This is a genomic window from Microbacterium sp. Marseille-Q6965 (assembly GCF_946151065.1).
In the GTDB taxonomy this organism is placed as follows: domain Bacteria; phylum Actinomycetota; class Actinomycetes; order Actinomycetales; family Microbacteriaceae; genus Microbacterium.
Genome location: NZ_CAMGZA010000003.1, coordinates 82,255 through 109,226 on the forward strand (window position 1 = coordinate 82,255; position 26,972 = coordinate 109,226).

At 71.7% G+C, this 26,972-nt stretch carries 23 protein-coding genes; 9 read left to right on the plus strand and 14 right to left on the minus strand.

What is annotated here, in order from left to right:
* Nucleotides 1-34 precede the first annotated feature (34 nt).
* Nucleotides 35-1,585 carry an AbgT family transporter gene (locus N8N77_RS09400; RefSeq protein WP_261166495.1) on the plus strand — a complete coding sequence of 517 codons (1,551 nt, stop codon included), beginning with the start codon at nucleotides 35-37 and terminating at the stop codon, nucleotides 1,583-1,585.
* Complete coding sequence (locus N8N77_RS09405) at nucleotides 1,582-2,742, plus strand: M20/M25/M40 family metallo-hydrolase (RefSeq protein WP_261166496.1); 1,161 nt, start codon at nucleotides 1,582-1,584, stop codon at nucleotides 2,740-2,742. The genes N8N77_RS09400 and N8N77_RS09405 overlap by 4 nt, the downstream gene beginning before the upstream one ends.
* A gap of 34 nt (nucleotides 2,743-2,776) precedes the next feature.
* On the opposite strand, the gene N8N77_RS09410 is transcribed toward N8N77_RS09405, so the two are convergent.
* Entirely contained in the window at nucleotides 2,777-4,204 is a 1,428-nt protein-coding gene (locus N8N77_RS09410) for a CCA tRNA nucleotidyltransferase (RefSeq protein ID WP_261166498.1), read from the minus strand.
* Nucleotides 4,205-4,301: 97 nt separating this feature from the next.
* Between N8N77_RS09410 and N8N77_RS09415 the strand changes: the two genes are divergently transcribed.
* Nucleotides 4,302-5,366: a zinc-dependent alcohol dehydrogenase family protein gene (locus N8N77_RS09415; protein ID WP_261166500.1), complete on the plus strand. Its 1,065-nt coding sequence runs from the start codon at nucleotides 4,302-4,304 to the stop codon at nucleotides 5,364-5,366.
* On the opposite strand, the gene N8N77_RS09420 is transcribed toward N8N77_RS09415, so the two are convergent.
* Nucleotides 5,344-5,898 (minus strand): hypothetical protein, encoded by a 555-nt coding sequence (locus N8N77_RS09420; RefSeq protein ID WP_261166501.1) that lies wholly within the window; start codon nucleotides 5,896-5,898, stop codon nucleotides 5,344-5,346. The genes N8N77_RS09415 and N8N77_RS09420 overlap by 23 nt on opposite strands.
* A gap of 66 nt (nucleotides 5,899-5,964) precedes the next feature.
* On the opposite strand from N8N77_RS09420, the gene N8N77_RS09425 reads away from it, so the two are divergent.
* Nucleotides 5,965-6,552, plus strand: coding sequence for a TetR/AcrR family transcriptional regulator (locus tag N8N77_RS09425; protein ID WP_261166503.1), 588 nt, complete (start codon nucleotides 5,965-5,967; stop codon nucleotides 6,550-6,552).
* Nucleotides 6,553-6,651: 99 nt separating this feature from the next.
* On the opposite strand, the gene N8N77_RS09430 is transcribed toward N8N77_RS09425, so the two are convergent.
* Nucleotides 6,652-8,178 carry a class I SAM-dependent methyltransferase gene (locus N8N77_RS09430; RefSeq protein ID WP_261166505.1) on the minus strand — a complete coding sequence of 509 codons (1,527 nt, stop codon included), beginning with the start codon at nucleotides 8,176-8,178 and terminating at the stop codon, nucleotides 6,652-6,654.
* 1,135 nt (nucleotides 8,179-9,313) lie between these two features.
* Between N8N77_RS09430 and N8N77_RS09435 the strand changes: the two genes are divergently transcribed.
* Nucleotides 9,314-10,450, plus strand: a complete 1,137-nt coding sequence (locus N8N77_RS09435) for a DUF6049 family protein (RefSeq protein WP_261166862.1) — start codon at nucleotides 9,314-9,316, stop codon at nucleotides 10,448-10,450.
* Entirely contained in the window at nucleotides 10,443-12,038 is a 1,596-nt protein-coding gene (murJ, locus tag N8N77_RS09440) for a murein biosynthesis integral membrane protein MurJ (RefSeq protein WP_261166506.1), read from the plus strand. Before N8N77_RS09435 ends, murJ begins: the two co-directional genes overlap by 8 nt.
* 76 nt (nucleotides 12,039-12,114) lie before the next feature.
* Here murJ and N8N77_RS09445 read toward each other — a convergent pair whose 3' ends face one another.
* From N8N77_RS09445 to N8N77_RS09460, 4 genes are read right to left on the minus strand one after another with little or no spacing between them, the layout of a single operon-like run.
* Nucleotides 12,115-14,424, minus strand: coding sequence for an FAD-dependent oxidoreductase (locus N8N77_RS09445; protein WP_396652827.1), 2,310 nt, complete (start codon nucleotides 14,422-14,424; stop codon nucleotides 12,115-12,117).
* Entirely contained in the window at nucleotides 14,425-15,717 is a 1,293-nt protein-coding gene (locus tag N8N77_RS09450) for an ABC transporter substrate-binding protein (RefSeq protein WP_261166509.1), read from the minus strand. It abuts the gene before it with no gap.
* A 36-nt stretch (nucleotides 15,718-15,753) separates the two neighbouring features.
* Nucleotides 15,754-16,656, minus strand: coding sequence for a carbohydrate ABC transporter permease (locus tag N8N77_RS09455; RefSeq protein WP_261166510.1), 903 nt, complete (start codon nucleotides 16,654-16,656; stop codon nucleotides 15,754-15,756).
* Nucleotides 16,653-17,567 (minus strand): carbohydrate ABC transporter permease, encoded by a 915-nt coding sequence (locus tag N8N77_RS09460; protein WP_261166512.1) that lies wholly within the window; start codon nucleotides 17,565-17,567, stop codon nucleotides 16,653-16,655. The genes N8N77_RS09455 and N8N77_RS09460 overlap by 4 nt, the downstream gene beginning before the upstream one ends.
* Nucleotides 17,568-17,675: 108 nt before the next feature.
* Between N8N77_RS09460 and N8N77_RS09465 the strand changes: the two genes are divergently transcribed.
* The 3 genes from N8N77_RS09465 to trxA all read left to right on the plus strand — a co-directional run bounded on the left by N8N77_RS09465 (nucleotide 17,676) and on the right by trxA (nucleotide 19,907).
* Nucleotides 17,676-18,452 carry an IclR family transcriptional regulator gene (locus N8N77_RS09465; RefSeq protein ID WP_261166513.1) on the plus strand — a complete coding sequence of 259 codons (777 nt, stop codon included), beginning with the start codon at nucleotides 17,676-17,678 and terminating at the stop codon, nucleotides 18,450-18,452.
* A 103-nt stretch (nucleotides 18,453-18,555) separates the two neighbouring features.
* Nucleotides 18,556-19,521 carry a thioredoxin-disulfide reductase gene (trxB, locus tag N8N77_RS09470; protein ID WP_261166515.1) on the plus strand — a complete coding sequence of 322 codons (966 nt, stop codon included), beginning with the start codon at nucleotides 18,556-18,558 and terminating at the stop codon, nucleotides 19,519-19,521.
* Nucleotides 19,522-19,583: 62 nt separating this feature from the next.
* Entirely contained in the window at nucleotides 19,584-19,907 is a 324-nt protein-coding gene (gene trxA, locus N8N77_RS09475) for a thioredoxin (RefSeq protein ID WP_261166517.1), read from the plus strand.
* A gap of 58 nt (nucleotides 19,908-19,965) precedes the next feature.
* Here trxA and N8N77_RS09480 read toward each other — a convergent pair whose 3' ends face one another.
* From N8N77_RS09480 to N8N77_RS09510, 7 genes are all read right to left on the minus strand, one after another.
* Nucleotides 19,966-20,316, minus strand: coding sequence for a tryptophan synthase subunit alpha (locus tag N8N77_RS09480; protein ID WP_261166518.1), 351 nt, complete (start codon nucleotides 20,314-20,316; stop codon nucleotides 19,966-19,968).
* Nucleotides 20,317-20,378: 62 nt separating this feature from the next.
* Entirely contained in the window at nucleotides 20,379-20,636 is a 258-nt protein-coding gene (locus N8N77_RS09485; protein WP_261166519.1) for a Rho termination factor N-terminal domain-containing protein, read from the minus strand.
* Between the two features lies 1 nt (nucleotide 20,637).
* Nucleotides 20,638-21,525 (minus strand): SDR family oxidoreductase, encoded by an 888-nt coding sequence (locus N8N77_RS09490; RefSeq protein WP_261166521.1) that lies wholly within the window; start codon nucleotides 21,523-21,525, stop codon nucleotides 20,638-20,640.
* 135 nt (nucleotides 21,526-21,660) lie between these two features.
* The gene (locus N8N77_RS09495) at nucleotides 21,661-22,947 is read right to left on the minus strand and encodes an MFS transporter (protein WP_261166523.1); all 1,287 of its coding nucleotides are present in this window, start codon (nucleotides 22,945-22,947) and stop codon (nucleotides 21,661-21,663) included.
* A gap of 39 nt (nucleotides 22,948-22,986) precedes the next feature.
* Nucleotides 22,987-23,730 (minus strand): hypothetical protein, encoded by a 744-nt coding sequence (locus N8N77_RS09500; protein WP_261166525.1) that lies wholly within the window; start codon nucleotides 23,728-23,730, stop codon nucleotides 22,987-22,989.
* Nucleotides 23,731-23,833: 103 nt separating this feature from the next.
* Nucleotides 23,834-24,820: a ParB/RepB/Spo0J family partition protein gene (locus N8N77_RS09505; RefSeq protein ID WP_261166527.1), complete on the minus strand. Its 987-nt coding sequence runs from the start codon at nucleotides 24,818-24,820 to the stop codon at nucleotides 23,834-23,836.
* The gene (locus tag N8N77_RS09510) at nucleotides 24,820-25,746 is read right to left on the minus strand and encodes a ParA family protein (protein WP_261166529.1); all 927 of its coding nucleotides are present in this window, start codon (nucleotides 25,744-25,746) and stop codon (nucleotides 24,820-24,822) included. Before N8N77_RS09510 ends, N8N77_RS09505 begins: the two co-directional genes overlap by 1 nt.
* Nucleotides 25,747-26,972 lie beyond the last annotated feature (1,226 nt).

The following is a 26,972-nucleotide window of genomic DNA, read 5'->3' on the forward strand; positions in this document are numbered from 1 at the left end:
TCACCATCCGCCCATTTCGACGATTGCGTCCCCCATGTCCAAAGACACCTCCACCGCCGGCGCCGTCGCGCGTCCCGGGCGCCTGTTGCGCGCGCTCGAGACGGTCGACCGAATCGGCAACAAGCTGCCCCACCCGTTCTGGATCTTCGTCGGGCTGGCGGCCATCGTCGCCGCGGCCAGCGCCATCCTGGCGTCCGTCGGCGCGAGTGCCGTCAACCCGACGACGGGCGAGACGATCACGGTGCAGAGCCTGTTCAGCCCCGCCGGCCTCGACGTGGCGCTGGGCGAGATGATCGCGAACTACGTCAACTTCGCCCCGCTCGGCCTCATCCTCGTCGTCGCGCTCGGCGTCTCGATCGCCGACGCGGCCGGCCTGCTCCCCGCCCTCATGCGCGGCATGCTCGCCCGCGTCTCGCCGCGCTACGTGACCTTCACGATCGCGCTCACGGCGATGATGGCGCAGATCGCCTCGGACGCCGCGTTCGCCGTGATGATCCCGCTCGCGATGATCGCGTACCGGGCCGTGGGCCGCAGCCCGATCATCGGCGCCGTCGTGGCCTACGTGTCGGTCGGGGGTGCCAGCAGCATCGGGTTGCTGCCGAGCGGCAGCGACGCGGTGTTCGCCGGCCTCTCGACGGCCGCGGCCCAGACGATCGACCCTGACTACGTCGTCAACCCGCTGTCGAACTACTACTTCTCGGCCGCGTCCTCGCTCGTCCTCGCCGTGAGCATCACCGTCGTCGTCGAGACGATCGTCGCCCGCCGCGTCGCGATCCTCGAGGCCCAGGAGCCCTCGATCGACGGCGCCCCCCTCGACGACATGGGTCTCAGCGCCCAGGAGCGCCGGGGCCTGCGCGCCGCCGGTATCGCGCTGCTCGTGTTCGTCGCCGCGCTCGTGCTCGCCGTGCTGCCCGCCGGGTCGCCGCTGCGCGGCGAGGACGGGTCGATCCTCGAGTCGCCCCTCATGGACAACATGGCCGTGATCATGATGCTGTTCTTCGCCACCGTGGGCATTGCCTACGGTGTCGCGCGCGGATCCATCACCCGTCCCGGCGACATCCCGGAGCTCATGGCGACCGGCGTGCGCGAGCTCGTCCCCGTGCTCGTGCTCTTCTTCGCGGCCTCGCAGTTCCTGGCCTACTTCAAGTGGACGAACATCGGGCAGGTCATCGCGATCCACGGCGCCGCCGGGCTCGACGCGATCGGCGCCCCGCCCGTTGTGCTGTTCATCGTCGCCGTCCTCCTCATCAGCTGCCTGAACCTCATGCTGACGAGCGGATCGGCGATGTACTCCTTCGTCGCTCCGGTGCTGGTCCCGATGCTGATGCTGCTCGACATCGCCCCCGAGACGACGCAGGCGATGTTCCGCGTCGCGGACGCGCCGACCAACAGCCTCACGCCGATGAGCCCCTACTTCGTGATGGCGCTCGGCTTCATCCGCCGTCACCGCCCGAGCGCCGGCATCGGCACCCTCATGTCGCTCGTGCTGCCGATCGCGGTGGTCAACCTCGTGGTGTGGCTGCTGCTCTTCCTCGGCTGGTACCTGCTCGGCATCCCGCTCGGCCCGGGGGTGAGCGCGCGATGACCGGCTTCACCGAGGCACTGCCCGCCCTGCGCGACGCGGTCCGGCGCGACCACGCCCGCTACCTGGACGACCTGCGTGCCCTCGTCGAGCTCGAGACGCCCAGCAGCTCGCCGCACGCGGTGGGCCGGGCGGCCGACTGGCTGCAGCAGTGGGTCGTCGCCATGCTCGGCCAGTCCGAGAGCCACACGCGGCACGACTTCGGCGACCACGGCCCCACCCTCGTCTTCGACTACCCCGGCCAGCGCCCGGGGCGGGTCGTGCTGCTGGCGCATTACGACACCGTGTGGCCGCTCGGCACCATCGAGGACATCCCGTTCTCGGTGACGGACGGCGTGATTCGCGGCCCGGGTGTGCTGGACATGAAGGCGGGCCTCATCGCGGGTGTGCACGCCATCCGTCACGCCCGCGAGCACGGTCTCGCGCTGCCCGCCCTCACGCTCGTGTGCAACGGCGACGAGGAGCTGGGCAGCCCTGCCTCCCGGCCCATCATCGAGGCGGCGGGGGAGGGCGCCCTCGCGGCGCTCGTGCTGGAGCCGGGCGTCGGCTGGGACCTGAAGACGGAGCGCAAGGCCGTCGGCGTGTTCGAGCTGCGCACCACCGGGATCGAATCGCACGCGGGCAACGACCCCGAGGGCGGGGCGAGCGCGGTGCACGCCATCGCGGAGCTCATCGGTCAGGTCGCCGACCTCAATGCGCTCGACGAGGGCACGTCCGTCAACGTCGGGGTCGTCACCGGCGGCACCGGCCGGAACGTCGTCGCCGGCAGCGCCACGGCCAAGATCGACACCCGCGCGACCCAGGTGAGCGAGATGGAGCGCGTCGACACCGCGTTGCGGGCGCTCCGGGCCAGCGATCCCCGTGTCGGGGTGGAGCTGCTCGGATCGTGGGGACGCCCGCCCATGCGGCACGACGAGACCCAGCGCCCGCTGTTCGAGCGGGCCAGCGCCATCGCCGCCGCGGTGCGCGCGCCCCTCGGCCGCCGCTCCGTGGGCGGTGGCAGCGACGGCAACTTCCTCGCCGCGCGGGGGATCCCGGTCCTCGATGGGCTCGGCGCGAGCGGCGCCGGCCCGCACGCCCGGAACGAGCACGTGCTCGAGGGCGATGTCGACGACCGGATCCTGCTCATCGCGGGCATCCTCGCCAGCGTGGGGGAGTGACGCGGCGCCCGCGCGCGACGGTGGGCCGGACGGCTCAGGCCTGTTCGGCCCACCACGCGCGCAGGCGGCGCTCGGCCTCCTCCGCGCCCAGCACGCCCTCGTCGAGGCGCAGGTCCAGCAGGAACCGGTAGGCCTTCCCCACCTGCGGGCCCGGCGAGATGCCCAGGATCTCCTGGATGCGATTGCCGTCGAGCTCCGGCCGGATCGCGTCGAGCTCCTCCTGCTCGCGCAACGCGGCGATCCGCTGCTCGATGTCGTCGTACGCCGTGGCCAGGCGGGTGGCCTTGCGCCGGTTGCGCGTGGTCACATCGGCCCTGGTCAGGATGTGCAGCCGCTCGAGCTCGTCGCCGGCGTCGCGCACGTAGCGGCGCACGGCGGAGTCGGTCCACGCCCCCTCCGAGTACCCGAAGAAACGCAGGTGGAGCTCGATGAGCTTCGCCACCGACGCCGTCGTGTCGCCGTCGAAGCGCAGCGCCTGCAGGCGCTTGCGGGCCATGCGCGCACCCACCACGTCGTGGTGATGGAACGTGACAGCGCCGCCCTTCTCGAGCTTGCGCGTGCGCGGCTTGCCGATGTCGTGCAGCAGCGCGGCCAGGCGCAGCGGGATGTCCGCATCCGTCCCCGGCCGGCGGGCCTTCTCGTGCTCGATCGCCTGGGTCAGCACGGTGAGCGAGTGCTCGTAGACGTCCTTGTGGTGGTGGTGCTCATCCACCTCGAGCCGCAGCGCCGAGACCTCCGGCAGGAACTCCTCGATGAGCCCGGTGTCCACGAGCACCCGGATGCCGCGCACCGGATCGTCCGTGCCGAGCAGGCGCGTCAGCTCGCCCTGGATCCGCTCCGGGCTGACGATCTCCAGCGTCCCGCGCAGTTGTTCGATCGCCGCCCGCGTCGCGTCGTCGATCTCGAATCCCAGCTGCGAGGCGAACCGTGCCGCCCGGAGCATGCGCAGCGGGTCGTCGCCGAAGCTGACGGCGGGATCGATGGGGGTGCGCAGCAGGCCCGCGAGGAGGTCCTCCACGCCGCCGGTCGGGTCGACCAGCTGCACGGCCGGCACGCGCAACGCCATGGCGTTGACGGTGAAGTCGCGGCGGGTGAGGTCGGCCTCGAGCGTGTCGCCGAACTCCACGGTGGGCTTGCGCGTGGTGCCGTCGTAGCTGTCGGCGCGATACGTGGTGATCTCCACCTGCTCACCGCGCACCCGCGCGCCGATCGTGCCGAACTCCCGGCCGATGTCCCACTGCGCCGTGCTGATCGGGGTGACGATGCGCAGAATCTCGTCGGGCCGCGCGTCGGTCGTGAAGTCCAGGTCGTGCGTCGCGCGGCCGAGGAGCGCGTCGCGCACGGGGCCGCCCACGATCGCGAGGTCATGTCCCGCCGCGGCGAACGCCTTGCCGAGCTCGGCCACGACGGGCGAGGCCGCGAGGTCGCCGAGGCGCGCGAGTCCGGCGGCCATGTTGAGCATGCGTTCCAGCGTATCGGGGGAAGACGGGACCCCCGATCGACGACGCCCCCGGCCCGCCCTGCCCGGCGCCGCGCCGCGACGGCGATACGCTCGGAACATGCTGGCGACGATCCTGTACGGGCCCCGCGACATCCGCGTGGAGGAGGTGCCCGATCCGCACCTGGCCACGACGGGCGGTGGCGTGGGCCGCGACGCGATCGTGCGCGTCGTCGCGGCGTGCGTGTGCGCTCGGACCTGTGGCCTACCGCGGCGTGACCAACCCCACACGCCCAAGCGAATCGGGCACGAGATGATCGCGGTCGTCGAGAGCGTGGGCGCCGACGTGAGCCGCGTCCGGCCCGGCGACTTCGTCATCGCCCCGTTCTATGACTGCTGCGGCGAGTGCGCGAACTGCCGCAACGGCTTCACGACGTCGTGCCTCGAGGGCGGCGCGTGGGGCGGGCGGGATCACTGGGGCGGCGAGGTGGACGGCTGCCAGGGCGAGCTCGTGCGCGTGCCTCACGCGGACGGCACCCTCAAGGTCGTGGAGGGCGGGCTGCCGGACGAGTCGCTGATCCCGAGCCTGCTGACCCTGTCGGACGTCTTCCTCACGGGCCACCACGCCGCCGTCTCGGCGGGGGTGCGCGAGGGCTCCACCGTGGCCGTCGTCGGCGACGGTGCCGTGGGGCTCTCCGGCGTGCTGGCCGCGAAGCGCTTGGGGGCCGAGCGGATCGTCGCCATGTCGCGACACGAGGCACGTCAGCGACTGGCGACCACGTTCGGCGCGACCGACATCGTGCCCGAGCGCGGCGACGAGGGCATCGCGGTGCTGAAGGACATGTTCGGCGGCATCGGCCCCGACTGCGTGCTGGAGTGCGTGGGGACGAAGGAGTCGATGGATCAGGCGCTGCGGTCCGCGCGACCCGGCGGGCAGGTGGGCTTCGTGGGCGTGCCCAACGGGGGACCGGAGCTGCCGATGCGCACGATGTTCTCCACCAACGTGGGCGTGCGCGGTGGCGTGGCGCCGGTGCGCGACTATGTCGACGAGCTGCTGCCCGAGGTGTTGGACGGATCGCTGAACCCGGGCGCCGTCTTCGATGCGACGTTCGCTCTCACCGACGCCGCCGAGGCGTACGCCGCGATGGACGAGCGCCGGGCGATCAAGTCCCTGCTGCGCCCGTGACGCCCACCGGCGCCTTCTTCGGCCAGAACGTGTAACTCACGGCCCAGAGGGTCTCGACGGCGAGGATGACGCCGAGGATCGGGTACAGGCCCGTCAGCGCGCTCACGTCCGCGCCATCGGCCGCAACGCGCGTGAGCAGCCACAGCACGCCGGCCGCGATGGCCGCGGCCAGGCCCGTGCGCACGACGTCGCCCCAGCACGCTCGCGTGTAGGCGCCCCCGTACAGCTTGCGCGGCGCCGGCCCGCCGGCGAACCGGTGGGCGAAGCGCACGTCGGCCCAGCGGATCATGCGATGCCCGTATGCGAGAGAGAAGCCGAGGTAGGCCGCGGCGAGCGCGTGGGGGAGCGAGGCGTCGCCCCCGCCGCGCAGGTCGGCGCCGGCCGCGAGCAGCAGGATCAGATCCACCACGGGGGTGAGGACGAGCAGGGTCGCGCCCAGTCGGGGCTTGCGCAGGATGTACCGCGCCCCCAGCCCGAGCGCGATGAGCACCCAGAAGCCGATCTCGCACGCGACGATAATGCCGAGGATCACGATCCCTCTCCTTCGTAGTACGGGTGTGCCAGAAAGAAAGTAGCACAGTCGTGCTACTTTGAACGCGTGCCTCGGAGGATCGATCTCGACCAGCGCCGCGAGCAGCTCGCGGAGGCGGTGTGGAGCACCATCCGCCGCAGCGGCGTGGGCGCCGTCTCGGTCCGCACCGTCGCGGCCGAGGCGGGGGTGGCCGTCGGGTCGCTTCGCCACGTCTTCCCTACGCGGGCCGAACTGCTGCGCTTCTCGGCCGAGCTCATGGTGCGTCGCGCGACGGAACGCGTGCGCGCCACCGCTCCCTCCGGGGATGCGTCCGTCGACGCGCTCGCCCTGCTCCGGCACCTGCTGCCGACGCAGCCCGACAGCCGCACGGAGCTGGAGGTGCAGCTCGCGCTGATCGCCGAGGCGCCCGCGGTGCCCGCGCTCACCGCCATCCGGGATCAGTCCGTCCACCAGGTGCGCGTGCTGGCGCGCCACGTCGTCGATTCGCTCGCCCCGGAGCTCGCGCCGCCGCGCGCCGAGGCCGAGGCGCTGCGCCTGGCCGCCCTCACCGATGGGCTCGCCCTGCAGCTGCTGGCCCAGCCGGCCGACGCGCCCGTCGAGTGGGCCCTCGACGTGCTGCGCGACGAGATCGCTCGCCTCTCCGCCCTCGCCTGACGCCCTGCATCCCGGCCCGGCGACGCGGGGCAACGTTCCCGCCGCGCGGCAAGGGATTGTCGTTGCCGCGCGGCGGGAACATTGCCGCGCGCCGGTGACTCAGTCGGCGAAGGTCAGGAAGCCGTCGAGCAGCAGCTCGCGGATCGTCGGCAGCAGCGCGGCCCGCAGCGCCGCGGCGTCGGCCTCGAGCAGCTGCGCGATGGCGTCGATGAGGGCGCCGGCCGGCAGTTCGCCGTCGCACGCGCCCAGTAGGCCCGCGAGCGCGGGGTCGGCCTGCACCGAGCGGCCGAAGCCGCCACCCTGGCGCAGCTCGATCACGCTCGGCGCCTCCTCGCCTGGCCGGTGGTGACGCGCCTCCGTGACGTCCGGCGCCGTGCGGAATCGTGCCGCGGCGAGCGCCGCATCGTCCAGCGCGGCGGCACGGTCGTGCTGCGCGAGCGCCGCCGCGAGGTGCGAGCCGAGCGCTCCCTCGGAGGGGATGGGGTGCGTCACCCGCTCGTACCGCGCGAGGGTGGGGGCGCCCTCGGCCCGGCGCAGCAGGACGTAGCCGAAGCCGATCGCCGTCACTCCGCGGGCGGCGAAGTCGTCGAGCCAGGCCGCCAGCAGCGCGTCGAACCCGGGTGAACCCGGCGCCGTCCCACCGTCGCGGATCCACATCTCGGCGTAGCGGATGGGGTCGAGCTCCTCGCGCTCGACGATCCAGGCGTCCAGCGCCACGGGCGAGGCCGCCACCCACGTGCGCACCCGGTCGAGACCGGCCACGCCGTCGCGCGTCTCCCAGTTGGCCAGCAGCTGCGCCACGCCGCCGGGGCGCAGGTGACGGCCGGCGCCGGTGATCACGGCCTCCACGAGCGCGTCGCCGACGAGGCCGCCGTCACGGTATTCGTAGGCGGGAACGCCGGCAACGCGCGGGGTGATGACGAACGGCGGATTGGACACGATGCGATCGAATCGCTCCCCGTCGACAGGCTCGAAGAGGCTGCCCGCCCTCGCCTCGACGCCGTCGGCGCCGTTGAGCAGGGCGTTCAGCCGTGTGAAGGCGAGGGCGCGCTCGGAGATGTCGGTGGCGACGATGTGGTCGGCGTACCGCCCGGCGCGCAGGGCCTGGATACCGCAGCCCGTGCCGAGGTCGAGCACCCGACCCGCCGGCGTGGGCAGCTGCAGGCCCGCGAGCGTGAGCGAGGCCCCTCCCACTCCGAGGACGTGATCCTCGGCCAGGGCGCCGCCGCCTCGTGCCAGCTCATCGAGGTCGCTCGCGATCCACCACTCGCCGGGGCCGCGGTCGTCGTGGAAGGACTGGGGACGGATGATCGCGCGCGGCGCGACGAGATCGCCGTCGCGCTCGGCCAGGCCCAAATCCTCCAGGCCGTCGGCGCGCAGGGTCGGCAGCGCACGGTCGACATCGTCGCGCGGCTGCGCCACGCCGAACACGAGCAGCCGCGCCAGTACCGCCAGCGCGTCGCGGCGGTCGCCGAGCCCGCGCAACGCCGGCTGCCTCAGGCCGCGTCCCGTCGCGTCGTCCGCCTCGACGCCCCAGGCCGCGCGCAGCGCCTCCGTGCGGAACCTCGCGGCGGCCAGATCGGCGGCGAGCGCGCGGCACAGTGCGGCGTCGGCATGCGGTGTCATGCCTCCATTCAAGCGGAGCGCGGCCGAAGCGGACCGGCACGGCCTCCGGGGAACGCACAGGCGCGTTCGTAGGATGGTTGCGGCATGTCCGCACCCCGTCGCCCCTCCAGCACGACCGCGCGCAGGCGGCGATTCCTCGCCCCCCTCCCCGCGGTGCTCGCCGTGCTCCTGGCCGTCGGGGGTGCCCTGCCCGCCGCCGCGGACACTGCCACACCGACGCCCACGCCGACGCCGAGCCCGACGCAGGGGGCGGAACCGGGCGACGACGAGGAGCAGGGCCCGCGCCTCACGCTCACGCCGTCGGCGGACGCATACGGCGGGGAGGACGAGATCGCGGCGGCGATCGGCATCGAAAGCCCGCTGGGCCTGGCCGCCGTCCCGGCCGGCACCGTTACCCTGCGCATCGGCGAGCGGCCGCTCGCGGACCGCACGGAGCTGGACGCCTGGCTGGACGGGTCCTCCAGCCCCCGCCTCGTGGACCTCGACACCGCCGCGGCGGAGACCACGGCACCGGGCGCCACGCAGACCCTCACCCTGCAGGAGGAGGCGCGCACGGGCGCCCGCGCCGCCGGGGTCTACCCCCTCAGCGCCGTGCTCACGGGCGGCGGCGAGCGGCTCGAGGACACGGCGCTCGTCCTGGTCGAGGGCGACGCCCGCCCGTCGGTGACGGTCGTCGTCCCGCTCACGGCACCGGCAGGCGACCGCGGCCTGCTGACCGGTGAGCAGCTCGCCGCGCTCACCGTGGCGGGCGGCTCGCTCGCGGCGCAGCTGGAGGCCGCCGCCGGCACGCAGGTCGCTCTCGCCGTGGATCCGGCCATCCCGGCCGCCATTCGCGCGCTGGGATCCTCGGCGCCCGGCTCGGCGATCGCATGGCTGGAACGGCTCGAGGCCCTGCCGAATGAGCGCTTCGCGCTGGAGTTCGGGGACGCCGATCCGTCCGTCCAGATCGCCGCGGGCCTCGACGAACCGCTGACGCCCATCTCGCTGGCGCCCTACCTGCCGGGTGCGGGGCAGGCGCAGCCGAGCCCCTCGGCCCACCCCCACGCCGAGCGCCACTCCCACCCCCAGGGCGACGACCGACCCCGCATCGCTGCCCCTCGACGAGCTGCTGGCCATCGGCGGCACCCCCGCCGACGTGCACTGGCCCGACCCCGGCGCGGTCGACGCCGCGACGGTCGCCGCGTTGAGCGCCGACGGCGGCGCCTCGCTCGTCCCCTCCACCGTCACGCGCGAGGGAGAGTCCGGTGCGACGGTCGCGCCCCGGGCGGAGGGAGCGCTCGTGTACGACCAGCACGCCTCCACGCTGCTGTCGGCCGCAGCTGCGCTCGACGACGAGGCGACCCGCGACGCGACGCTGGCGGCCGCCCGGGCGTCGATCTGGCTCGCAGCCGGCGACGCCGGGGGAGAGGTGCTCGTCGCGCTGGAGCGACCGGGCGGCGTTGATGCGCGCGACGACTCCCTGGACCGCGACCCGTCACCCCGACCGGCCGATGCCGTGGCCGACGCCGTGGAGGCGGCGACATCGTTCGCCACGCGCCCGCTCTCGGCGCTGCTCGGCGACGAGCCCGCCGCGGTGGAGATCGGCGGCGCCGGACCGGACGAGGCCCGCGCGGCGGCGGTGAACGAGCTGCACGGGAGAGAGAATCGGCTGAACGAGCTCGGCAGCATGCTGAGCGATCCCACCCTCCTCACCGCGCAGGCGCGCGCCGAGGCCCTGCAGTTGCACGGCGTGGCATGGAGCACGCACCTCGACGCGTGGGAGGGCGCCGTCGCGGCGGAGCAGCAGTCGCTCACGGCGCTGGGCGACGCCGTGAGCATCGTTCCGCCCAGCGACGTGCAGCTGCTCAGCGCGGAGGCACCGCTTCCCGTGTGGGTGCGCAACGACCTGCCGTACCCCGTCACGGTCACGCTGCACGCCCAGCCCGACAATCCGCGCGTGGCCGTCCAGCCCGTGGCCCAGGTCGAGGCCGCACCATCGCAGAACACCCGCGTGCGCATCCCGGTCGAGGCCGGCATCGGCAACGGCCAGGTGCGCATCGCGCTGTCGCTGCAGAGCCCGACGGGGGTCGCCGTCGGCGCCCCGCAGTCCATCGACGTCACCGTGCGCGCGGACTGGGAGCGGGCCGCCGTCGTCGTCCTCGCCGTGCTCGTGGTCGGACTCGCGGTGCTCGGCACGATCCGCACCGTCCGCCGCCGGCGTCGCCGGGCCGGGGAGGAGGCGGCAGCTTCGGAGCGCCCCGAGGCGCCCAGGACGGAGGATCCGCGTGGCTAGCCTCGGGCGCTCGAGTGCCCTGATCGCTGCCGGCACGCTCGTCTCACGCGTGACGGGCCTGATCCGCACCGTGGTGCTCGTGGCGGCGATCGGATCGTTCGCCTCGCCGGCCGCCGACGCGTTCGCGACGGCGAACCAGCTGCCCAACAACATCTACACCGTCATCTCGACGGGCATCCTCACCGCCGTGATTGTTCCGCAGATCGTGAGGGTCTCGACGCGATCCGACGGCGGGCGCGAGTTCATCTCGAAGCTGTTCACCCTCGGCACGGTGGTGCTGCTGGCGGCGACGGCGATCGCGATGGTCGCCGCCCCCGTGATCGTGTGGCTGTACGTGCCGGAGTTCACTCCCGAGCAGCAGGCGCTGGCGGTGGCGTTCGCCTACTGGTGCCTGCCGCAGGTGCTCTTCTACGGCCTCTACGCGCTCGTGGGCGAGACGCTCAACGCCAAGGGCGTCTTCGGCCCGTTCGCGTGGGCGCCCGTCGTCAACAACGTGGTGTCGGTTGCGGGGTTCGCCGTCATCATCGCGCTCACCGGCGGCGACCTGACCGCGGTGGACGCCTGGACCCCCGGCATGATCGCCCTGCTGGCCGGCACCGCCACGCTCGGCATCGTCGCCCAGGCGCTCGTGCTGTTCGCGTTCTGGCGCGGCACGGGCCTGCACCTGCGGCCGGATTTCCGGTGGCGCGGCGTGGGCCTGGGCGACATCGGCCGCCTCGCGGGCTGGACCTTCCTCATGATGCTCGTCGGGCAGCTCGCCGGCTTCATCCAGTCGCGCGTCGTCTCCGGCGCCTCGGGCGATGCGGGCGTGGCCGTGATGCAGAACGCCTGGCTGGTGTTCATGCTCCCGTACTCGGTCATCGTCATGGCGATCGGCACGCCCTACTTCACCCAGCTGTCGACGCACGCGCACGCCGGCCGCGACGACGAGGTGCGCTCGGATGTCGGGCGCGCGATCCGCACGCTTGGCCTCTTCGTCGTCATCGCGACGGCAGCGCTCGTGGCGGCCGCCGTGCCCGCCACCCGCGTGTTCACCAACGCGGCGACGGACGCGGCCGCCGCGGCGCCGGTGCTGCTGGCGTTCCTCGTGTGCCTCGTCCCCCTCGCGGTCCTGTTCGTCGTGCAGCGCACCTTCTACGCGTACGGCGACACCCGCACGCCGTTCCTGTTCACCCTGTTCCAGGGGGTGCTCGTCGTCGCCTCCGCACTGCTGGCCGGCGCGTTCCTGCCGCGGGAGCAGCTCACCGCGGGCGTCGCGCTCGGCCAGGCGGTCGCGAGCACCCTGCAGGTGGTGCTCGCCGCCTGGCTGCTGCGCCGCCGCATCGGCTCGTACGAGCTCGGCCGCTCGCTGTGGGCGCTGGCACGCTTCGCCCTCGCCGCGGTGCCGGCCGCCCTCGCCGGGTGGGGCGTGTACGTGTGGTCGGGCGGCGTGGACGGCTGGATGGCTGCCGACCGTCTCATGGGCGCGCTCGGCACGGCGCTCGTCGGCACGGTCGCCCTCGTCGTCTACGTGGCGCTGCTGGCGGTGTTCCGCGCGCCGGAACTCGCGGTGGCCGCCGGCTCCCTCCGCCGCTTCCTCGGCCGCTGATCGCCCCGCCGGCCCGTAGGCCCCGTGCCGGGACACTCCCCGACTGCGGCGCGCGGGACCACAGACGTCGGACGGGCTAGGAGCCCGTCGGAGTCTCGTAGACGCGCAGCGCATGCACCCGCGCTTGCGGAGCGCCGTTGGTCGTCAGCACACGCAGCCGGATGGCACGCGTGGTCACCGGCGGGAATCGGTGCACACGGTGGCGCTTACGGTTCCCTACGCCCGACGCGACCTCTCGCCAGGTCCCCTCGTCATCCAGCGCCTCGATCGCGTAGTCCCGCACGAGCTCGGGGAACACCCGGTCGGGCGTGCGGTGGTGGTGAAGCGTGTTGAGCTCCACGTCGAGGTCGTCATCGAACACGAGGCGCGCCTCCGAGACGCGCCGGGCCTCCGCCCAATCCAGCCGAATCCACGGTGCGGTATCCGCGGGAAGCGACGCCCACAAGTTCGGGCCGCCGTAGTACCGCTGGTATCCGCCGGCGACCTTCGTGGCGGCGAACGCTGCCGTCGGTGGGGCGATCCGCGCGCGCATGGTCCGCCCGCGCAACGGGATGGCCGGCCATGCGATGACCGCCTCGGATTGATCCACGGCGACGTTGGCGTCTCCGTCGGCCTCGGCACGGCGCACGAGGGTGAGCATGCCCGGCACCTGCGCGGTCCGCAGGTGCACGTCGACGGCGTCGTTGGGTGCGAGGCATACGACGACGCTCTCGGGCTCCGGCGGCGCCCACTCCAGCGGCAGCCGCACCCACTGCGGATCCGGCGACGCCGTGACCGGCACGCGGACCGAGAGCCGGCGATCGACGGGCACGGCGTTTTGGGGACGACCGGTGGTCCACAGCGAAGCCTCGAGGACGGTGTCGGCGCGGACGTTCAGCAGCACATCGATGCCGTCGAGGCGGGGGTCGACGGGAGCGAGCAGCCCGATATCCGTCTCCAGTGGCAGGAGCGAGGCCTCGGCGCCGGGGTGGAATTCCTCCACGTCGATGCTGGTGACCTCGCTCGAGGCGGTGACCGTGGCCCGCAGGGCAAGATCGTGGGGGTCGGCGTTGCGCACGCCGAACACGCCCGCGTCCTGCCGCAGCAGCAGCTGTCGCAGCGCCTCCGGGTGGCGTTCGGCGAGCTCCCGCGGCCGCACGCCCAGGTCGAGGGCGAGCGCCGCCCCCGTCCCCGCCGCCTCGCCTCCGACGCCGCACGTGGCCATGACGCGGGAGGAGCCGAACGCCACGTGCGTGGCGGAGATGTCGCGCCCGGCCATGAGCATATTGGCGACGTTGCGGGAGTAGTAGCTGCGAAACGGGATGCCGTAGATGCCGTCGGAGTAGCGCTGCAGGGCGCCCGCCTCCGTGGAGTACATGCCCTTCACGGGATGGAGGTCGATCGACCAGCCCCCGAAGGCTACGGCGTCCGGGAAGTCGACCTGACCGAGGATGTCGTTCTGAGTGAGCACGTGGTCACCGAGGAAGCGCCGGTACTCGCGTTTGCCGGGTATCGCGCCCACCCACTCGAGATCGAGCTTCTCCGCCTCGAAGCGGCCCGAGTTCTTGATGTAGTCCCAGATCCCGAAGATCACGCCGCGCAGCTCGTCGCGGATCCGCTCGTTGTCATCGACGATGTCGAGCTCGCCGCCCCACTCGATCCACCAGTAGTGCGCCCCGGAGTCGCCGCTGCGCAGGATGCGGGAGGTGGGGATCGGGGTGTCGCGGATGTCGATGGCGGAGTCGGGGGCGACATACTCCACGGGTCGGCCGCGGTCGGCCGTGTAGAAGAGGATCGTCGACCCCAGGAACTCGCGGTCGGCGACCTCCGGCGCCCACTCCTCGCCGTGCTCATGGCGCGCCTCGCGCCCGAGGCGGTAGTCCGCTCCGGCGAGGTGGCCGATAAGGCCATCGCCGGTGCAGTCGAGGAAGTACGGGCTGCGGAATTCGCTCCAGATCTCTGATCCCATCGTCCATCCGCGCACGCTGCGGATGATCCTCTCCCCGTCCACGTCGGCCGCGTCGACCTCCCGCACGTCCGTGTTGAGGAACAGGCGGATGTTCGGCTCCGCGCGCACCGCGTCCCAGACGACCTCGTCCCACAGGATCGGGTTGCCCTCGGGATTGCGGTACTGGTTCTCGACGTAGAGCTCGCCGACGACGCCGGTCTCGCGTGCGAATCGTTGCACGCCGTGAGCCGTCGCGCCGCACACCCAGACGCGCACCTCCGAGGAGGAGTTGCCGCCGAGCACCGGGCGGTTGTTGACCAGCGCGACCTGCTTTCCGAGGCGCGCCGCGCTGATCGCGGCGCACACCCCCGCCAGCCCGCCGCCCACCACCGTGATGTCGGATTCGATCGTCTGAGAGCGCATGCCGTCCTTCGTGTCGGGGTACCGGGTCGTTTCCAGTCAGAGGAGTCCGGAGATCGTCGCCTTGGCCTCGGCGAGCGCGTCGGCCGGGCGCGCGGCGCCGATGAGCACCGCCTGGACGTTCTCCGCGATCGCCGTCTCCATCTGGGCGTAGTTGACGTACCCCCAGAAGGGGTTCTTGGTCGCGGTCGCGGTGATGCGCTCGGCGAATTCCGCGTTGAAGCGGTCGGAGGCCACTGCCTCGGACTCCAGCCCCGACTGCGTCGCCGGGGGCAGCGACAGGGCCTCGAAGTACGACGCCGTCTGCTCGTCGTCGCTCGTCAGCCACTGCGCGAACTCCGCTGCCGTGCCCTCGCCGTCGCCGCCCACGACGCACACCGCGTGCCCCCAGAGGGTGGCGACAGGTGCGTCGCCCGCGTTCGCCACGGGGCGCGAGATCGGGACCATCTTGTCGACGATCGCCGCGTCGGTCGCGGCGGCCTGCACCGCGGAGACGCCGACCGGCGCGTCGTCGTAGAGGGCTGCGGCCTCCTGCGCGAACAGGTTGCGCGCCGCGAACCGGTCGACGTCGGGCGCGATCAGGCCCTCGTCGAACAGCTTCTTGTACCACTCCACGGCCTTCACCGAGGCCTCGTCGTCGATCTCGACCGCGTCGCCGTCGACGAGCGGCGAGCCGAAGCTCTGCATCCACATCAGGATGTCCTTGAGTTGGGCCGCTGCGGTCGCCGCGGCGTAGGGCGTCACCCCGATGCCCTTCAGTGCGCGCAGCCCCTCCTCGAACTCCTCGATGGAAGCGGGAGCGAGAGACGCGCCTGCCCGGTCGAACAGCTCGGCGTTGCCGATCAGTCCGATGGCGCCGATCGTCCACGGCAGGCCGTACTGCACGTCGTCCAGGCGGCCAGCGGCGAGCGCCGCGTCCGTGTAGCCGCGACCCTCCGCAAGCGGACCGAGATCCTTCAGCTTGCCCAATGCGGCGAGCGCCGCCAGCCACGCGACGTCGACCTGCACCGCGCCGGCGAACTGGCCGCCGCGCACCTGCAGCGTGAGCTGGTTGAGGTACTCGTTGTACGGGAACGTGACGGTGTCGACCGAGACCCCCTCCTCCCCGGCGAAGGCGTCGATCGCGGCCTGCACGACCGGCTTCGGTGCCTCCTCCGAGAGGCTCCAGGACGCGAAGGCGAAGTCGGTGGCGGTGCCACCCGTGGCGGGAGCACCGGCGCCGCCGGTGCCGGTGCCGGTTGTGGAGCAGCCCGCGATCGCGACCAGCGACGCGCTGCCGAGGCCGATCGCCGAGAACCGCAGCAGGTCACGCCGAGTCAGGTTGAGGGTCATGATTCTCCTTCGAATCTGGTGTCTGGTGGTCGGGCGTCAGCCCTTGATGGCTCCGGCGGTGATGCCGCCGACGAGGTAGCGCTGCAGGAACATGAAGGCGACGGCGACGGGAATCGAGACCAAGAGCGACGCCGCCATAAGCTCGGGCCAGGCCGTATTGGCCTCGCTGATATAGGTGTTGACCAGTCCGGGCGGCAGCGTCATGAACTCCGGCCCCGCGAGCGTCAGCGCGAAGATGAAGTCGTTCCATCCGCGCACGAACGCGAACAGGCCGCTCGCGACGAGCCCCGGGGCCGCGAGCGGCATGATCACCGAGTGGAAGATGCGCCACGGACCCGCCCCATCGATGCGTGCCGCCTCGATGAGGTCGTCCGGGAGCGCATCGAAGAACCCCTTCAGCATCCACACGCACAGGGGCAGCGTGAACGTGGTGAACGACACGATCAGGGCCACGTAGCTGTTGAGCAAACCGAACTGCGCGAAGACGAGGTACAGCGTGATGAGCAGCAGCGCCTGGGGGAACATCTGGCTCGAGAGCACGAAGTACATCAGCGACGTGCGCCCACGGAACCGGTACTTCGAGAACGCGTACCCCATGTACATCGAGACGACCACCGACAGCACGGCGGTGATGAGCGAGACCACGATGCTGTTGCGCAGGTAGCGGAACAGCTCGGTGCGTTGGAAGACATCCGCGTAGTGCTCCCACGTCATCTCCGCGGGGAACAGCGGGGCGGGGAACGTGAACACCGCACTGTTCGGCGTCAGCGATGTGGCCAACAGCCAGTAGATCGGCGCGAAGGCGAACACGCCGATTACCGCAAGGGTGATCCACAGCGCCCATCGGGGCCGCATCGGGCGGCGTCGAGGCGGGGCGGCCCCCGGGCCGCCGGTGACGATCGCCTGGGTGGTGGTCGGTTCTGCAGCGGTGATGGTCATCGTCCTTCCCTCCGCGCTCCGCGCTCGCTCACTGTGACGTAGACCACGACGAGAACCGACAGCAGAAGCATCCACAGCAGGCCGATGGCCCCCGCCCTGCCGAGATCGAAGCCGGCGAAAGCGGCGTCATAGACGGCCGTCGCAAACGTGTTCGTCGTTCCCGCCGGGCCGCCGCCGGTGAGCACGAAGATGGTGTCGAAGTGCTGGAAGTTCCAGATGAACTCCAGCAGGATCACCAGTCCGGCCACCCCACGGATGTGCGGCCACGTCACCGTGAAGAAGCGGCGGATGGCACCGGCGCCGTCGATCGCCGCCGCCTCGTGCAGCTCGACGGGCACCGTCTGCAATCCCGCCAGGAGCATCACGGCCACCCAGGGGAAGGAGTTCCAGGTCTTCGCGATGATGAGAGCGCCTCGTGCCGAGTCGGTCTGGAACAGCCAGGCGATGGGCTCGTCGAGAACGCCGGCGCTCACGAGGATCCCGTTGAGCACGCCGTAGTTCGCGTCGAAGATCCACGCCCACAGGAACGACACCACCACGCCGGGGATCAGCCAGGGGATAAGGAATGCGCCCCGCAGGAAGCGCTGGCCGGGGAAGCTCTGGTTCAGCACGAGCGCGAGCGCGAGCCCGATCGCAAAGGGGCCGATCGTCGACCCGACGGTGAAGACCATCGTCTGCCACATCAGCCGGCCGAAATCATGCTGCACCACCTGCAGCACGTTCTCGAAGCCCACGAACGGCATGCCGGGGTAGAGCAGGCTCTCGTCGAAAAACGCCGAGAGCAGCGACCGGATCAGCGGGTACAGCACCACCAGGCACAGGAGCACGAGCCCCGGCAGCAACAGGAACGTCAGGAAGCTGCGCTCGGACAGCGGCATGCCTGGCCGCGTACGCGTGGACTGCGTCGTCATGGATTCCTCACCGCGACGATCCGCCTCGATCGACGCTGAAGTCAGCGTGCACGGCTCCCCCACTTTTTGCAACGCCCATGCACTATATGCATGGCGTATGGTGTGCGTATGGCCGTGGACAAGAGCACGAATCAGTCCGTCGAGAAGGCGCTCGCCCTCCTCGAGTGCTTCCAGGACGGCCGCCCCCGCCGCGTGGGAGAACTCGCCGAGGACACGGGGATCGGGCAATCCACGGTCTCGCGGCTGCTCGCGACGCTTGAGTCAGCGGGCATGGTGGAACGCGACTCCAGCAGCTCGCTGTACTTCCTCGGCTCCGAGCTGCTGACGCTCGCCGGCATCGCGATCAACCGCAACCCCGTGCACCGCGCGGCACGCATGATCGCCCAACAGCTGGCCGCCCGTCTCGAGCTGGGGGTCAATGTCGCCGTCCGCCGTGGTGGCGAGCTCGTCTACCTCTGCAACTTCGAGGGGCGGCTCTCACCCAAGTCGCACACGCTGATGGGGGAGAGGGTGCCGCTCCACGCGACAAGCATCGGCAAGGCGGTGCTCTCGGGCATGAGCCCGACCGAGCGCGACGCGATCACCCCTCGACTGCGCGCCTACACCGCCGAGACCATCACCAACCGTCGCGACCTCGCGCGAGCGCTCTCGCTGGCGGCCCGCGAGGGTTACGCGACGGAGGTCGAGGAGTTCGTCCTCGGGCGCGCCTCTGTCGCCGCGCCGATCCGTGATCGCAACGGCACGGTGGTCGCCGCCATCTCGATCTCGGGCCCCGTGACGGTGCTCGAGCTGGACGCACGCCGCGGCGAGCTCGGGCGCATCGCGGTGGAAGCCGCCGACCGCATCAGCACCGGCCTGGGCTTCCACGGCCCCGCCGGCCCGTAGACCCGCTGCGCCTGTCGCGTGCCCGCGCATGCCCGCGATCCTCAGCCCTGCGGAATACCCCGCGGCTAGCATGGGTTGAAGTCGGCGAACACAGGAGGCGCGCGTGCGACAGCTCATCATCATCGGGTCAGGCCCGGCCGGTTTCACGGCCGCCATCTACGCGGCGCGGGCGAACCTGAAGCCGCTCGTGATCGCCAGCTCGGTGGAGGTGGGCGGCGACCTCATGCAGACCACCGAGGTGGAGAACTTCCCCGGCTTCCCCGAGGGCGTCATGGGTCCCGACCTCATGGCCAAGATGCAGGAGCAGGCGGAGAAGTTCGGTGCGGAGATCGCGTATGACGACGCGACCGAGCTCGACCTCGACGGCCCCGTCAAGCGCGTCACGCTCGGCAGCGGAAAGGTCGAGGAGGCCCGCGCGCTGATCTTCGCCACCGGCTCGGCCTACCGCAAGCTGGGCGTGCCGGGCGAGGAGGCGCTCTCGGGCCACGGCGTCTCGTGGTGCGCCACATGCGACGGCTTCTTCTTCCGCGACAAGACGGTCGCGGTCGTCGGCGGCGGTGACTCGGCGCTCGAGGAGGCGACCTTCCTGACGAAGTTTGCCTCAAAGGTGATCGTGATCCACCGCCGAGACACGCTGCGCGCCTCCCGGGCGCTGCAGGACCGCGCCTTCGCGAACGACAAGATCGAGTTCATGTGGAACGCCGAGGTCGTCGAGATGCTCGGTGCGTCCGGCCTCACCGGCGCGTTGCTGCGCGACCTGACCACCGGGGAGCAGCTCGAGCTGCCGCTCGACGGCATGTTCGTGGCGATCGGATCCGACCCCCGCGTGCACCTCGTGCACGGCAAGCTCGACCTCACGTCGGAGGGAACCGTCGCGGTCGAGGGCCGGTCGTCGCGCACGTCGGTCGAGGGCGTGTTCGCCGCGGGCGACGTGATCGACCCCATCTACCGCCAGGCCGTGACCGCGGCCGGCTCGGGCACCGTCGCCGCGCTGGACGCCGAGCACTACCTGGCCGCGCAGGAGGACCTCGACAAGGCCGAGGCTCTGGAGCAGATCGCCACGGCGTGACGCGGGAATGCGTCGCGCCCCACGGCGTTGACACAGACGAACCCAAGACAAGGGAGAACGACATGACCGCCAAGGCAACCACCTCGGCCACCTTCGAGCAGGACGTCCTGCAGGCAGAGGGCCCCGTGCTCGTCGACTTCTGGGCCGAGTGGTGCGGCCCCTGTCGCATGGTCGCGCCGGTGCTGGACGAGATCCAGGCCGAGCACCCCGACAAGATCACCGTGCTGAAGCTGAACGTGGACGAGAACCCCGATCTGGCGATGAAGTACCAGATCACCTCGATTCCCGCCATGAAGGTCTTCCAGGGCGGCGAGGTGGCCACGACGATCATCGGCGCCAAGCCGAAGTTTGCGCTCGAGCAGGACCTCGCGCAGTTTTTGAACTGATCCCCGCGCCCACGCGCAACGAGACCCCGGTCGCCTCACGGCGCCGGGGTCTCGGCGTTCACGCCCTGTCGATCACGCGGACGACGGCATCCCAGCGGCGGTGGGTGTTCTCCTGGCCGATGAGTCGCCACACCGCCCGGGTCAGCTCCGGGTAGTCCGCCGCGATCTGGCGCAGCAGCCGCTGGTTGCGCGCGTGGGTGGGCCGCAGGCCGCCGTCGGCCGCGATGTGCTCGGCGCGCAACGTGAAGACGACCAGTTCATCGACGGTGGGCAGGTCCTCCATGAACTCCCACGGGTCCTCGCCGGCGCGAAGCCTCTCGTGGACGAGGGCAGCGAGCTCGTCGCCCGCCTCCGCGCGCAGCAGCTCGACGCTGGCGCGCCGCCGCGGTGCCGAATGCTCGTCGTCCACCCATCCAGCCTACGTCGAGGGGAGGGGACGGGCTCCGGATCCGGCACCGCGGATGCGGCGCATCAGTGCTGACGCAGCCGCTCGATCAACTCGTCCTTCTTGAGCTTCGAGGTGCCCTCGATGCCGAGCTCCTTCGCGCGGTCGCGCAGCTCATCGACGGTGCGATCCTCGTAGTTCTCGGCCTCGCCGCCTCGGCTGCCCACGTTCGAGCGACCGTCTCGCGCGGCGGCGTTCGCGATGCGCGCTGCCTTCTCCTGCGAGTTGCCCTCGTCGCGCAGCTTCTCGTACAGCTTCTCGTCCTTGATGCTCGAGTTCGGCATGTCAGAACCCCCTTCCGCCCGTGACGGGAATCACCGCGCCCGAGACGTACGATGCCTCATCGCTCGCGAGATAGACGTACGCGCCCGCGAGCTCGCTCGGCTGTCCCGGGCGCCCGAGGGGCGTGTCCTGACCGAAGCTCTCGACCTTCTCGTCCGGGAACCCGGTGGCCGGGATGAGCGGGGTCCAGATGGGGCCGGGGGCCACCGCGTTCACCCGGATGCCCTTCGGCCCCAGCTCCTGCGCCAGCGCCTTGGTGAATGCCACGAGCGCGGCCTTCGTCATGGCGTAGTCGATCAGCCCGGGGGAGGGCTCCGCGGCCTGGATGGAGGTCGTCGTGATGATCGACGCACCCGCCGACATGTGCGGCACGGCTTCGCGGGCGAGCAGCAGCGCGCTCACCATGTTCGTCGTGAACACGCGCTCGATCTCCGACAGCTGCAGGGTCTCGATGCCGTCGCGCTGCTTCTGGTAGGCCGCGTTGGGGATGAGGATGTCGAGCCCGCCGAGCTTCTCCACGGTCCCCGCGACGAGGTCGATGCACGCCTGCTCGCTCTGCACGTCGAGCGGGAAGAGCGCGCAGTTGCGTCCCGCCTCGCGGATCAGCCGCTCGGTGTCCTGCGCGTCCTGCTCCTCCTCCGGCAGGTAGGCGATGGCGACGTCGGCGCCCTCGCGGGCGAAGGCGACGGCCACCGCGCGCCCGATGCCCGAATCGCCGCCCGTGATCAGCGCGCGTCGCCCGACGAGCCGCTCACGCCCCTGCCATTCGTTCTCGCCGTGGTCCGGGGTGGGCGTCATGTCGCCCGTCGTTCCCGGCTGCTCGGCCTGCTGCTGCGCCGGCGGCTGCTCGGCCGGCTCGCGGGGGTCGGTGGTCGTGCTCGGATCGGTCATCTCTGCCTCCTCCTTGACGAATGCGTACGCCTGGGTACGTCATCCACCCTCGCGCCGGGTCGCGAGGGTCAAAACCCCCTTGACAGGCCGTGGCGTCGCGAGCACCCCGCGTCCGGCGCTCCGCCGGGCTCGCAATCAGGCCGGTGCGTCGTCGGGATCGCGGACCTGCTCGATCGAGCCGGTCGCCGTGTCGTCGGGGTCTGGCAGGCGCGTGAGGAATCGGTAGCCCACGAGCGACACGATCACGCCGACGCCGGCGCCGGCGAGAAGCGGCACCGTGAGACCGCCCCGCGCGAGCAGGCCGCCGAGGAGCGATCCGACGGGCATCGCACCCCACAGCAGCGTGCGCCAGGTGCCGTGCACCCGCCCGAGCAGATGCCCCGGGATGAGCGATTGCCGTAGTGACATGATGTGCACGTTCCACACCGCGGTCGATCCCCACGCGACGGCGACGCACACCGCCGCGACGGCCGCGTGCGGCCACAGCCCCATCGCGAGCCAGGCGATCAGGCCGAGCAGGTTGATGAAGGCCAGCACCGGACCCGTGTGGAAGCGCCGCTGCAGGGGAGGGGCGACGACCGTGCCGAGGAAGGCACCGGCGGCGCCCACGAGCAGGAAGGAGCCGTACCAGGCCTCGGGCACGCGCAGCTCGTCGAGCACGTAGAGCACGAAGGTCGACATCACCGTGGCGTGGCAGACCCCGATCACCACCGACAGGAGCCACAGAGGCCACAGGATGTGATGGCCGCGGATGAAGCGGTAACCCGTCGTCAGGTCGCGGCGCCAGGGCGCAAGGCCCCGCGCCTCCTCGGACGAACCGCGGTGCGCGCCGGCGGCGGCGACGGGCAGGAGGAACGCCAGCAGCGCGGCGATCACGTAGGCCCCCGCGCCCGTGATGAGCGGCACGAGCACCGACAGGGCGAGCAGCCACGACGTGATCGGGCCGGAAAGGAACTGCTGGATGACGATCTCGGCGCCCTCGATCCGGGCGTTCGCCCGCGGCAGCTCGCGACGCGGGAGGATCGCCGGCGGGATCGCGCGCACGGCGCCGTCGTAGAGGATCTCGAGCGTCGCGTAGACCAGCGCTACCCCGAGCAGGAGCCAGATCGTGAGGGTGCCGGTCGCCGCGAGTACCGCGAGCGTCACGGCCACGCCGGCGCGCAGCGCGCCGGCGAACGCCATGGCGCGCCGCCGGTCGACGCGGTCAAGCACGACGCCGAGCGGGATCGCGAAGAGCAACCACGGCAGATTCGACGCCACCGCGATGCCCGAGACGAGCAGCGGATCGTCGGTCAGCCGCGCCGCGAGGAGCGGGAACGCCGTCCTCGCGATCCCGTCGGCGAGCGAGGCGCTGACGTTCGCGGTGAGCAGGGTCCGGAATGCGGGCCCCAGGGGGCGCCGCCGCGACCGGTCCTCGTTCACCTCACCAGGCTACGGGCCGGACGCCGCGGCGCCGTGCCCTCAGGACGCGGCGCGCTTCGAGCGGAACCAGGCGCTGCTCGGCGGCAGCCAGAGCAGCACGATGCCCACCACGCTCAGCGCCACGCCGAGCAGCGACGTGGGCTGTCCGTTCCCGATGTTGCCGAGGCCGCCAATGGCGTTCAGCGCGAAGACCGCGGTGAGGGCGATGCGCGCCCATCCGCGTCCCTGCCATGTGAAGACGGCGAAGACTGCCAGGCCGACGATCGCGATCACCGGGATGAGCAGCGCACCGAACACGAAGCCCGCGTCGACCCCCGGGAACTGCGACAGAAGGATGACGGCACCCACCAGGCCCAGGGCGCCGAGGCCGGCGATCACCCAGGCGAGGATGCACGCGCTGACGACCTGGCGCGGGCGCCGCTGCGGAGCGGCCGGTGCGCCGTACCCCTGGCCGGGGTAGGCCGCGGTACCGGGGTACGCCCCTCCGGGGTAGCCGGCGGGCTGCCCCGCGCCGCCGTAGCCGGGCGTCTGACCGGGCGTGGGCGCCGACCCGGCCGGGGCACCACCCGGGTACGGCGGGTAGGCCCCACCGGCGGGCGGAGCGGGCGGAGCGGGCGGAGCGGGCGGCACCGGGTTCCCCTGGGCCGAGCCCGGCGCGGCCGGGGGCGCCGGCGGCGCGTTGCGGTCCGCGGGTGCTCCGGGAATCGCGTCGAACGCCGAGTCGACGACGGGTTCGGGAGTGGGGATGGAGTCGGGACGCTCTTCGCGGTTCTGATCGCTCATGCTCGCGAGCCTAGGGCCGCACGTGCGCCCGTGGCGAGGGGGACGACTACCCATTCCGTCCGCGCGCGTCGCGTCAGCAGCAGCAGCCGCGCCGAGCCGGCCCCTACTCGCCGTACGACTCCTCGCCGATTTCCGACAGAATCCGGTTCAGGTCCTGGATCGACGCGAAATCGATTGTGACCTGGCCTTTTCGTGCGCCGAGGCTGATCTTCACGCGGGTGTTGAGGCGGTCCCCGAGGCGCGAGGCCACGTCGTCGAGGTAGGCACGTCGGGCGCCGGCCTTCGGCCGGGCCTTCGGCGTCGCATTGTCGAGGCCGGCCGTGATCGCCTTCGCCGCGGCCTCGGCTGCGCGGACCGACAGATCCTCGTTGACGACCTTGTCGGCGAGGCGCTGCATCGCCTCCGGGTCGTCGAGCGACAGGATGGCGCGGGCGTGGCCGGCGCTCAGCACACCCGCCGCCACGCGCTGCTGCACGGGGACCGGCAGCCGCAGCAGGCGGATCGTGTTGCTGATCTGCGGGCGCGACCGCCCGATGCGCTTGGCCAACTCGTCCTGCGTGATGCCGAAGTCGTCCAGCAGCTGCTGGTACGCCGACGCTTCCTCCAGCGGGTTCAGCTGGGACCGGTGCAGGTTCTCGAGCAGGGCGTCCCGCAGCAGGTCCTCGTCGGACGTGTCGCGCACGATCGCCGGGATGGACGCCAGCCCCGCCTCGCGCGAGGCACGCGTGCGGCGCTCACCCATGATGAGCTCGTAGGTGCCGTCGCCCTTGTCACGCACGACCACGGGCTGCAGCACCCCGAACTCGCGCACGCTGTGCACCAGCTCCGCGAGGTCGTCCGGGTCGAAGTGCGTGCGCGGCTGGCGCGGGTTGGGCACGATGGCGTGCGGGTCGACCTGCACGAGACGCGCCCCGGGCACCTCCACCAGGTCTGCCTCGGGAGCGGGTGTCGCCACCGCCTCGGCCACGGGCGCGTCCTTCTTCGCCTTGCTGCCGCCGGGGAAGAAGACGTCCACCGGGCGGGTGTTCGTCGACTCCGAGGTGGGGATGAGCGCCCCGATCCCTCGACCCAGGCCCGTTCGCTTCGCCATCAGGATGTCCCTTCTTCCGTGCGCCGCGCACCGCGGGTCACGATCTCGAGTGCGGCCTCCCGGTAGGCCACGGCGCCGGCGGAGCCGCCGTCGTAGGTGATGACCGTCTGCCCGAAGCTCGGCGCCTCCGACACGCGCACCGAACGGGGGATGAGTGTGTCGAGCACCTCGGTGGGGAAGTGCTGACGCACCTCGTCGGCGACCTGCTGCGACAGCTTGGTGCGCTGGTCATACATGGTCAACAGGATCGTGGAGACGTGGATCCGCGGGTTCAGGTGCTTCTGGATCATCCGGATGTTGCCGAGCAGCTGACTGAGACCCTCGAGGGCGTAGTACTCGGCCTGGATCGGGAGGAAGACCTCGTCTGCCGCCGTGAACGCGTTGATGGTGAGCAGGCCGAGCGAGGGCGGGCAGTCGATGAGGATGAAGTCGAAGGGCGTGTCGACGCTCTCGAGGAAGTCGTCGAGCGCCGTCTTGAGGCGGTGTTCACGCGCCACCTGGGAGACGAGCTCGATCTCGGCGCCGGCCAGGTGGATGGTGCTCGGCACGCAGAAGAGGTTCTCGTGCTCCGGGCTTTGCTGAATCACATCGGCGATCGGGAACTCGTCGATCAGCACGTCGTAGACGCTCGGGATGTCGGCCGTGTGTGGCACGCCGAGCGCCGTCGAGGCGTTGCCCTGCGGGTCGAGGTCGATGACGAGCACACGGCCACCGAGCGTGGCGATCGCCGCCGCGACGTTGACCGTCGTCGTCGTCTTGCCGACGCCGCCCTTCTGGTTCGAGACCGTCAGGATTCGGGTCTGGCCGGTGAACGTGACCTGGGCCTCCGCGAGGCGCTTGCGACGGGCGGTCAGATCCGCGAGTTCGCGAGCGAGCGGCGTGTCGTCGGGAAGCGAGAATGTGCTCTCGTTCTCGGACTGTTTCACGTGAAACACACTCTTTCGCATCGCTTCCGCCGGGCAGGTTCCACTCTAACCCGCGGTCCTGACACCGCCCGCGAGCCTCGGCGGGTGGCTGCGGCGTTTCACGTGAAACATCCTGGGGGCATGCGAGGGGGCGGCGACGGTGCGCCGCCCTGAGCGGCCCTTCGGTTGACCGGCTGACGCGGGCCGACCGCGGCGCTTCGACAGCCGGGACACGCCTGCGGTGTTCGATGCCCCGCGGGCCGAGACGCGCGGTTTGGGCCCAACTTCGTGCGGGCCCACGGTGAGAGTGCCGGTGGACCGCAGGCCCCACGGCCCACCACTCCATGCATCAACACCGGCCCTCGAGGCGGGGCTTCCGCCCGTTCGTTCCGATCGGCGCCTGGCGAGGGCGAGGCCCGGCAGAGCGCGATCTTGGCGCCGGCCCATGCCGTCGTCGACGACGGCCGGGCCGCCGCCGCTCGCGGACCCTCGATAGACACCGCGGCTGGCGCTCCGAAGCGGTGTGGCGCGGGCGTGAACCGGACCTCCCGTCGCGCGCGCCCGCCGCGCCGCGACACCTGCTGCGCGTCGCAGCGGCGGGCGAGCCGACCGGGCGAGTCGTGACGCATGCGACTCGGCACATTGGCGTGGTGCCCTCATGGTTGTCGCCGACGCGAGTTCCTGGGATCGGAGGTCACGCGACACCGAGGACGGGAGGCGCCGTTGTCGCGGCGCAGCGGTGGCGGCCTTCGGGAGGTGGCGGCGAAGGGGCACCATCGGCGCGACGGGACGCAATTCCGCCCCCGCCTCGCCGTCGGTGACCGGTCCATAAAGATCGGGCCCGTCGATGTGCGCCGGTTCCGGCGAGCCCCTCCGCCGCCGCGAGGGCTTTCAACGAAGACGTCTGCACAGCCTAGGAGCGCAGCGTGCCTCCGGCCGTCCGGGTTCAGCAGCACTCCTCCTTCATCCCGGCATGCGGTCTTGGGCGCGCGACGGGTCGGCCGACCGCTGCGCACCGAGTGAGTCAGGCCCCGCTTACAGCCGCTTGCTCTTCGCAACCGTCGCTTCTTCGTGTCACTCCACCCCACCTCCCGTGCGGGGTGCCGTTCGCTTCATTCCCTCTAACATCGCCGTTGGACGTCGGTCAGGGGCGGGCCCAAGTTGGGGGAGCGCAGGGATGAGCCGCCAACGGCGGCGGGCGTTTCCCCGAGTGCGCCGTGACGAGCGCTTCCGCGCCCGCGCCGCCG

Excerpts from the sequence above, each read along its gene's own strand:
- N8N77_RS09450 (WP_261166509.1), bottom strand. The coding sequence starts at position 15,717 with ATGACCCTCAACCTGACTCGGCGTGACCTGCTGCGGTTCTCGGCGATC.
- N8N77_RS09455 (WP_261166510.1), bottom strand. The coding sequence starts at position 16,656 with ATGACCATCACCGCTGCAGAACCGACCACCACCCAGGCGATCGTCACC.
- N8N77_RS09410 (WP_261166498.1), bottom strand. The coding sequence starts at position 4,204 with ATGCTCAACATGGCCGCCGGACTCGCGCGCCTCGGCGACCTCGCGGCC.
- N8N77_RS09460 (WP_261166512.1), bottom strand. The coding sequence starts at position 17,567 with ATGACGACGCAGTCCACGCGTACGCGGCCAGGCATGCCGCTGTCCGAG.
- N8N77_RS09485 (WP_261166519.1), bottom strand. The coding sequence starts at position 20,636 with ATGCCGAACTCGAGCATCAAGGACGAGAAGCTGTACGAGAAGCTGCGC.
- N8N77_RS09430 (WP_261166505.1), bottom strand. The coding sequence starts at position 8,178 with ATGACACCGCATGCCGACGCCGCACTGTGCCGCGCGCTCGCCGCCGAT.
- trxA (WP_261166517.1), top strand. The coding sequence starts at position 19,584 with ATGACCGCCAAGGCAACCACCTCGGCCACCTTCGAGCAGGACGTCCTG.
- N8N77_RS09400 (WP_261166495.1), top strand. The coding sequence starts at position 35 with ATGTCCAAAGACACCTCCACCGCCGGCGCCGTCGCGCGTCCCGGGCGC.
- N8N77_RS09465 (WP_261166513.1), top strand. The coding sequence starts at position 17,676 with ATGGCCGTGGACAAGAGCACGAATCAGTCCGTCGAGAAGGCGCTCGCC.
- N8N77_RS09505 (WP_261166527.1), bottom strand. The coding sequence starts at position 24,820 with ATGGCGAAGCGAACGGGCCTGGGTCGAGGGATCGGGGCGCTCATCCCC.
- N8N77_RS09490 (WP_261166521.1), bottom strand. The coding sequence starts at position 21,525 with ATGACCGATCCGAGCACGACCACCGACCCCCGCGAGCCGGCCGAGCAG.
- N8N77_RS09415 (WP_261166500.1), top strand. The coding sequence starts at position 4,302 with ATGCTGGCGACGATCCTGTACGGGCCCCGCGACATCCGCGTGGAGGAG.
- N8N77_RS09405 (WP_261166496.1), top strand. The coding sequence starts at position 1,582 with ATGACCGGCTTCACCGAGGCACTGCCCGCCCTGCGCGACGCGGTCCGG.
- N8N77_RS09500 (WP_261166525.1), bottom strand. The coding sequence starts at position 23,730 with ATGAGCGATCAGAACCGCGAAGAGCGTCCCGACTCCATCCCCACTCCC.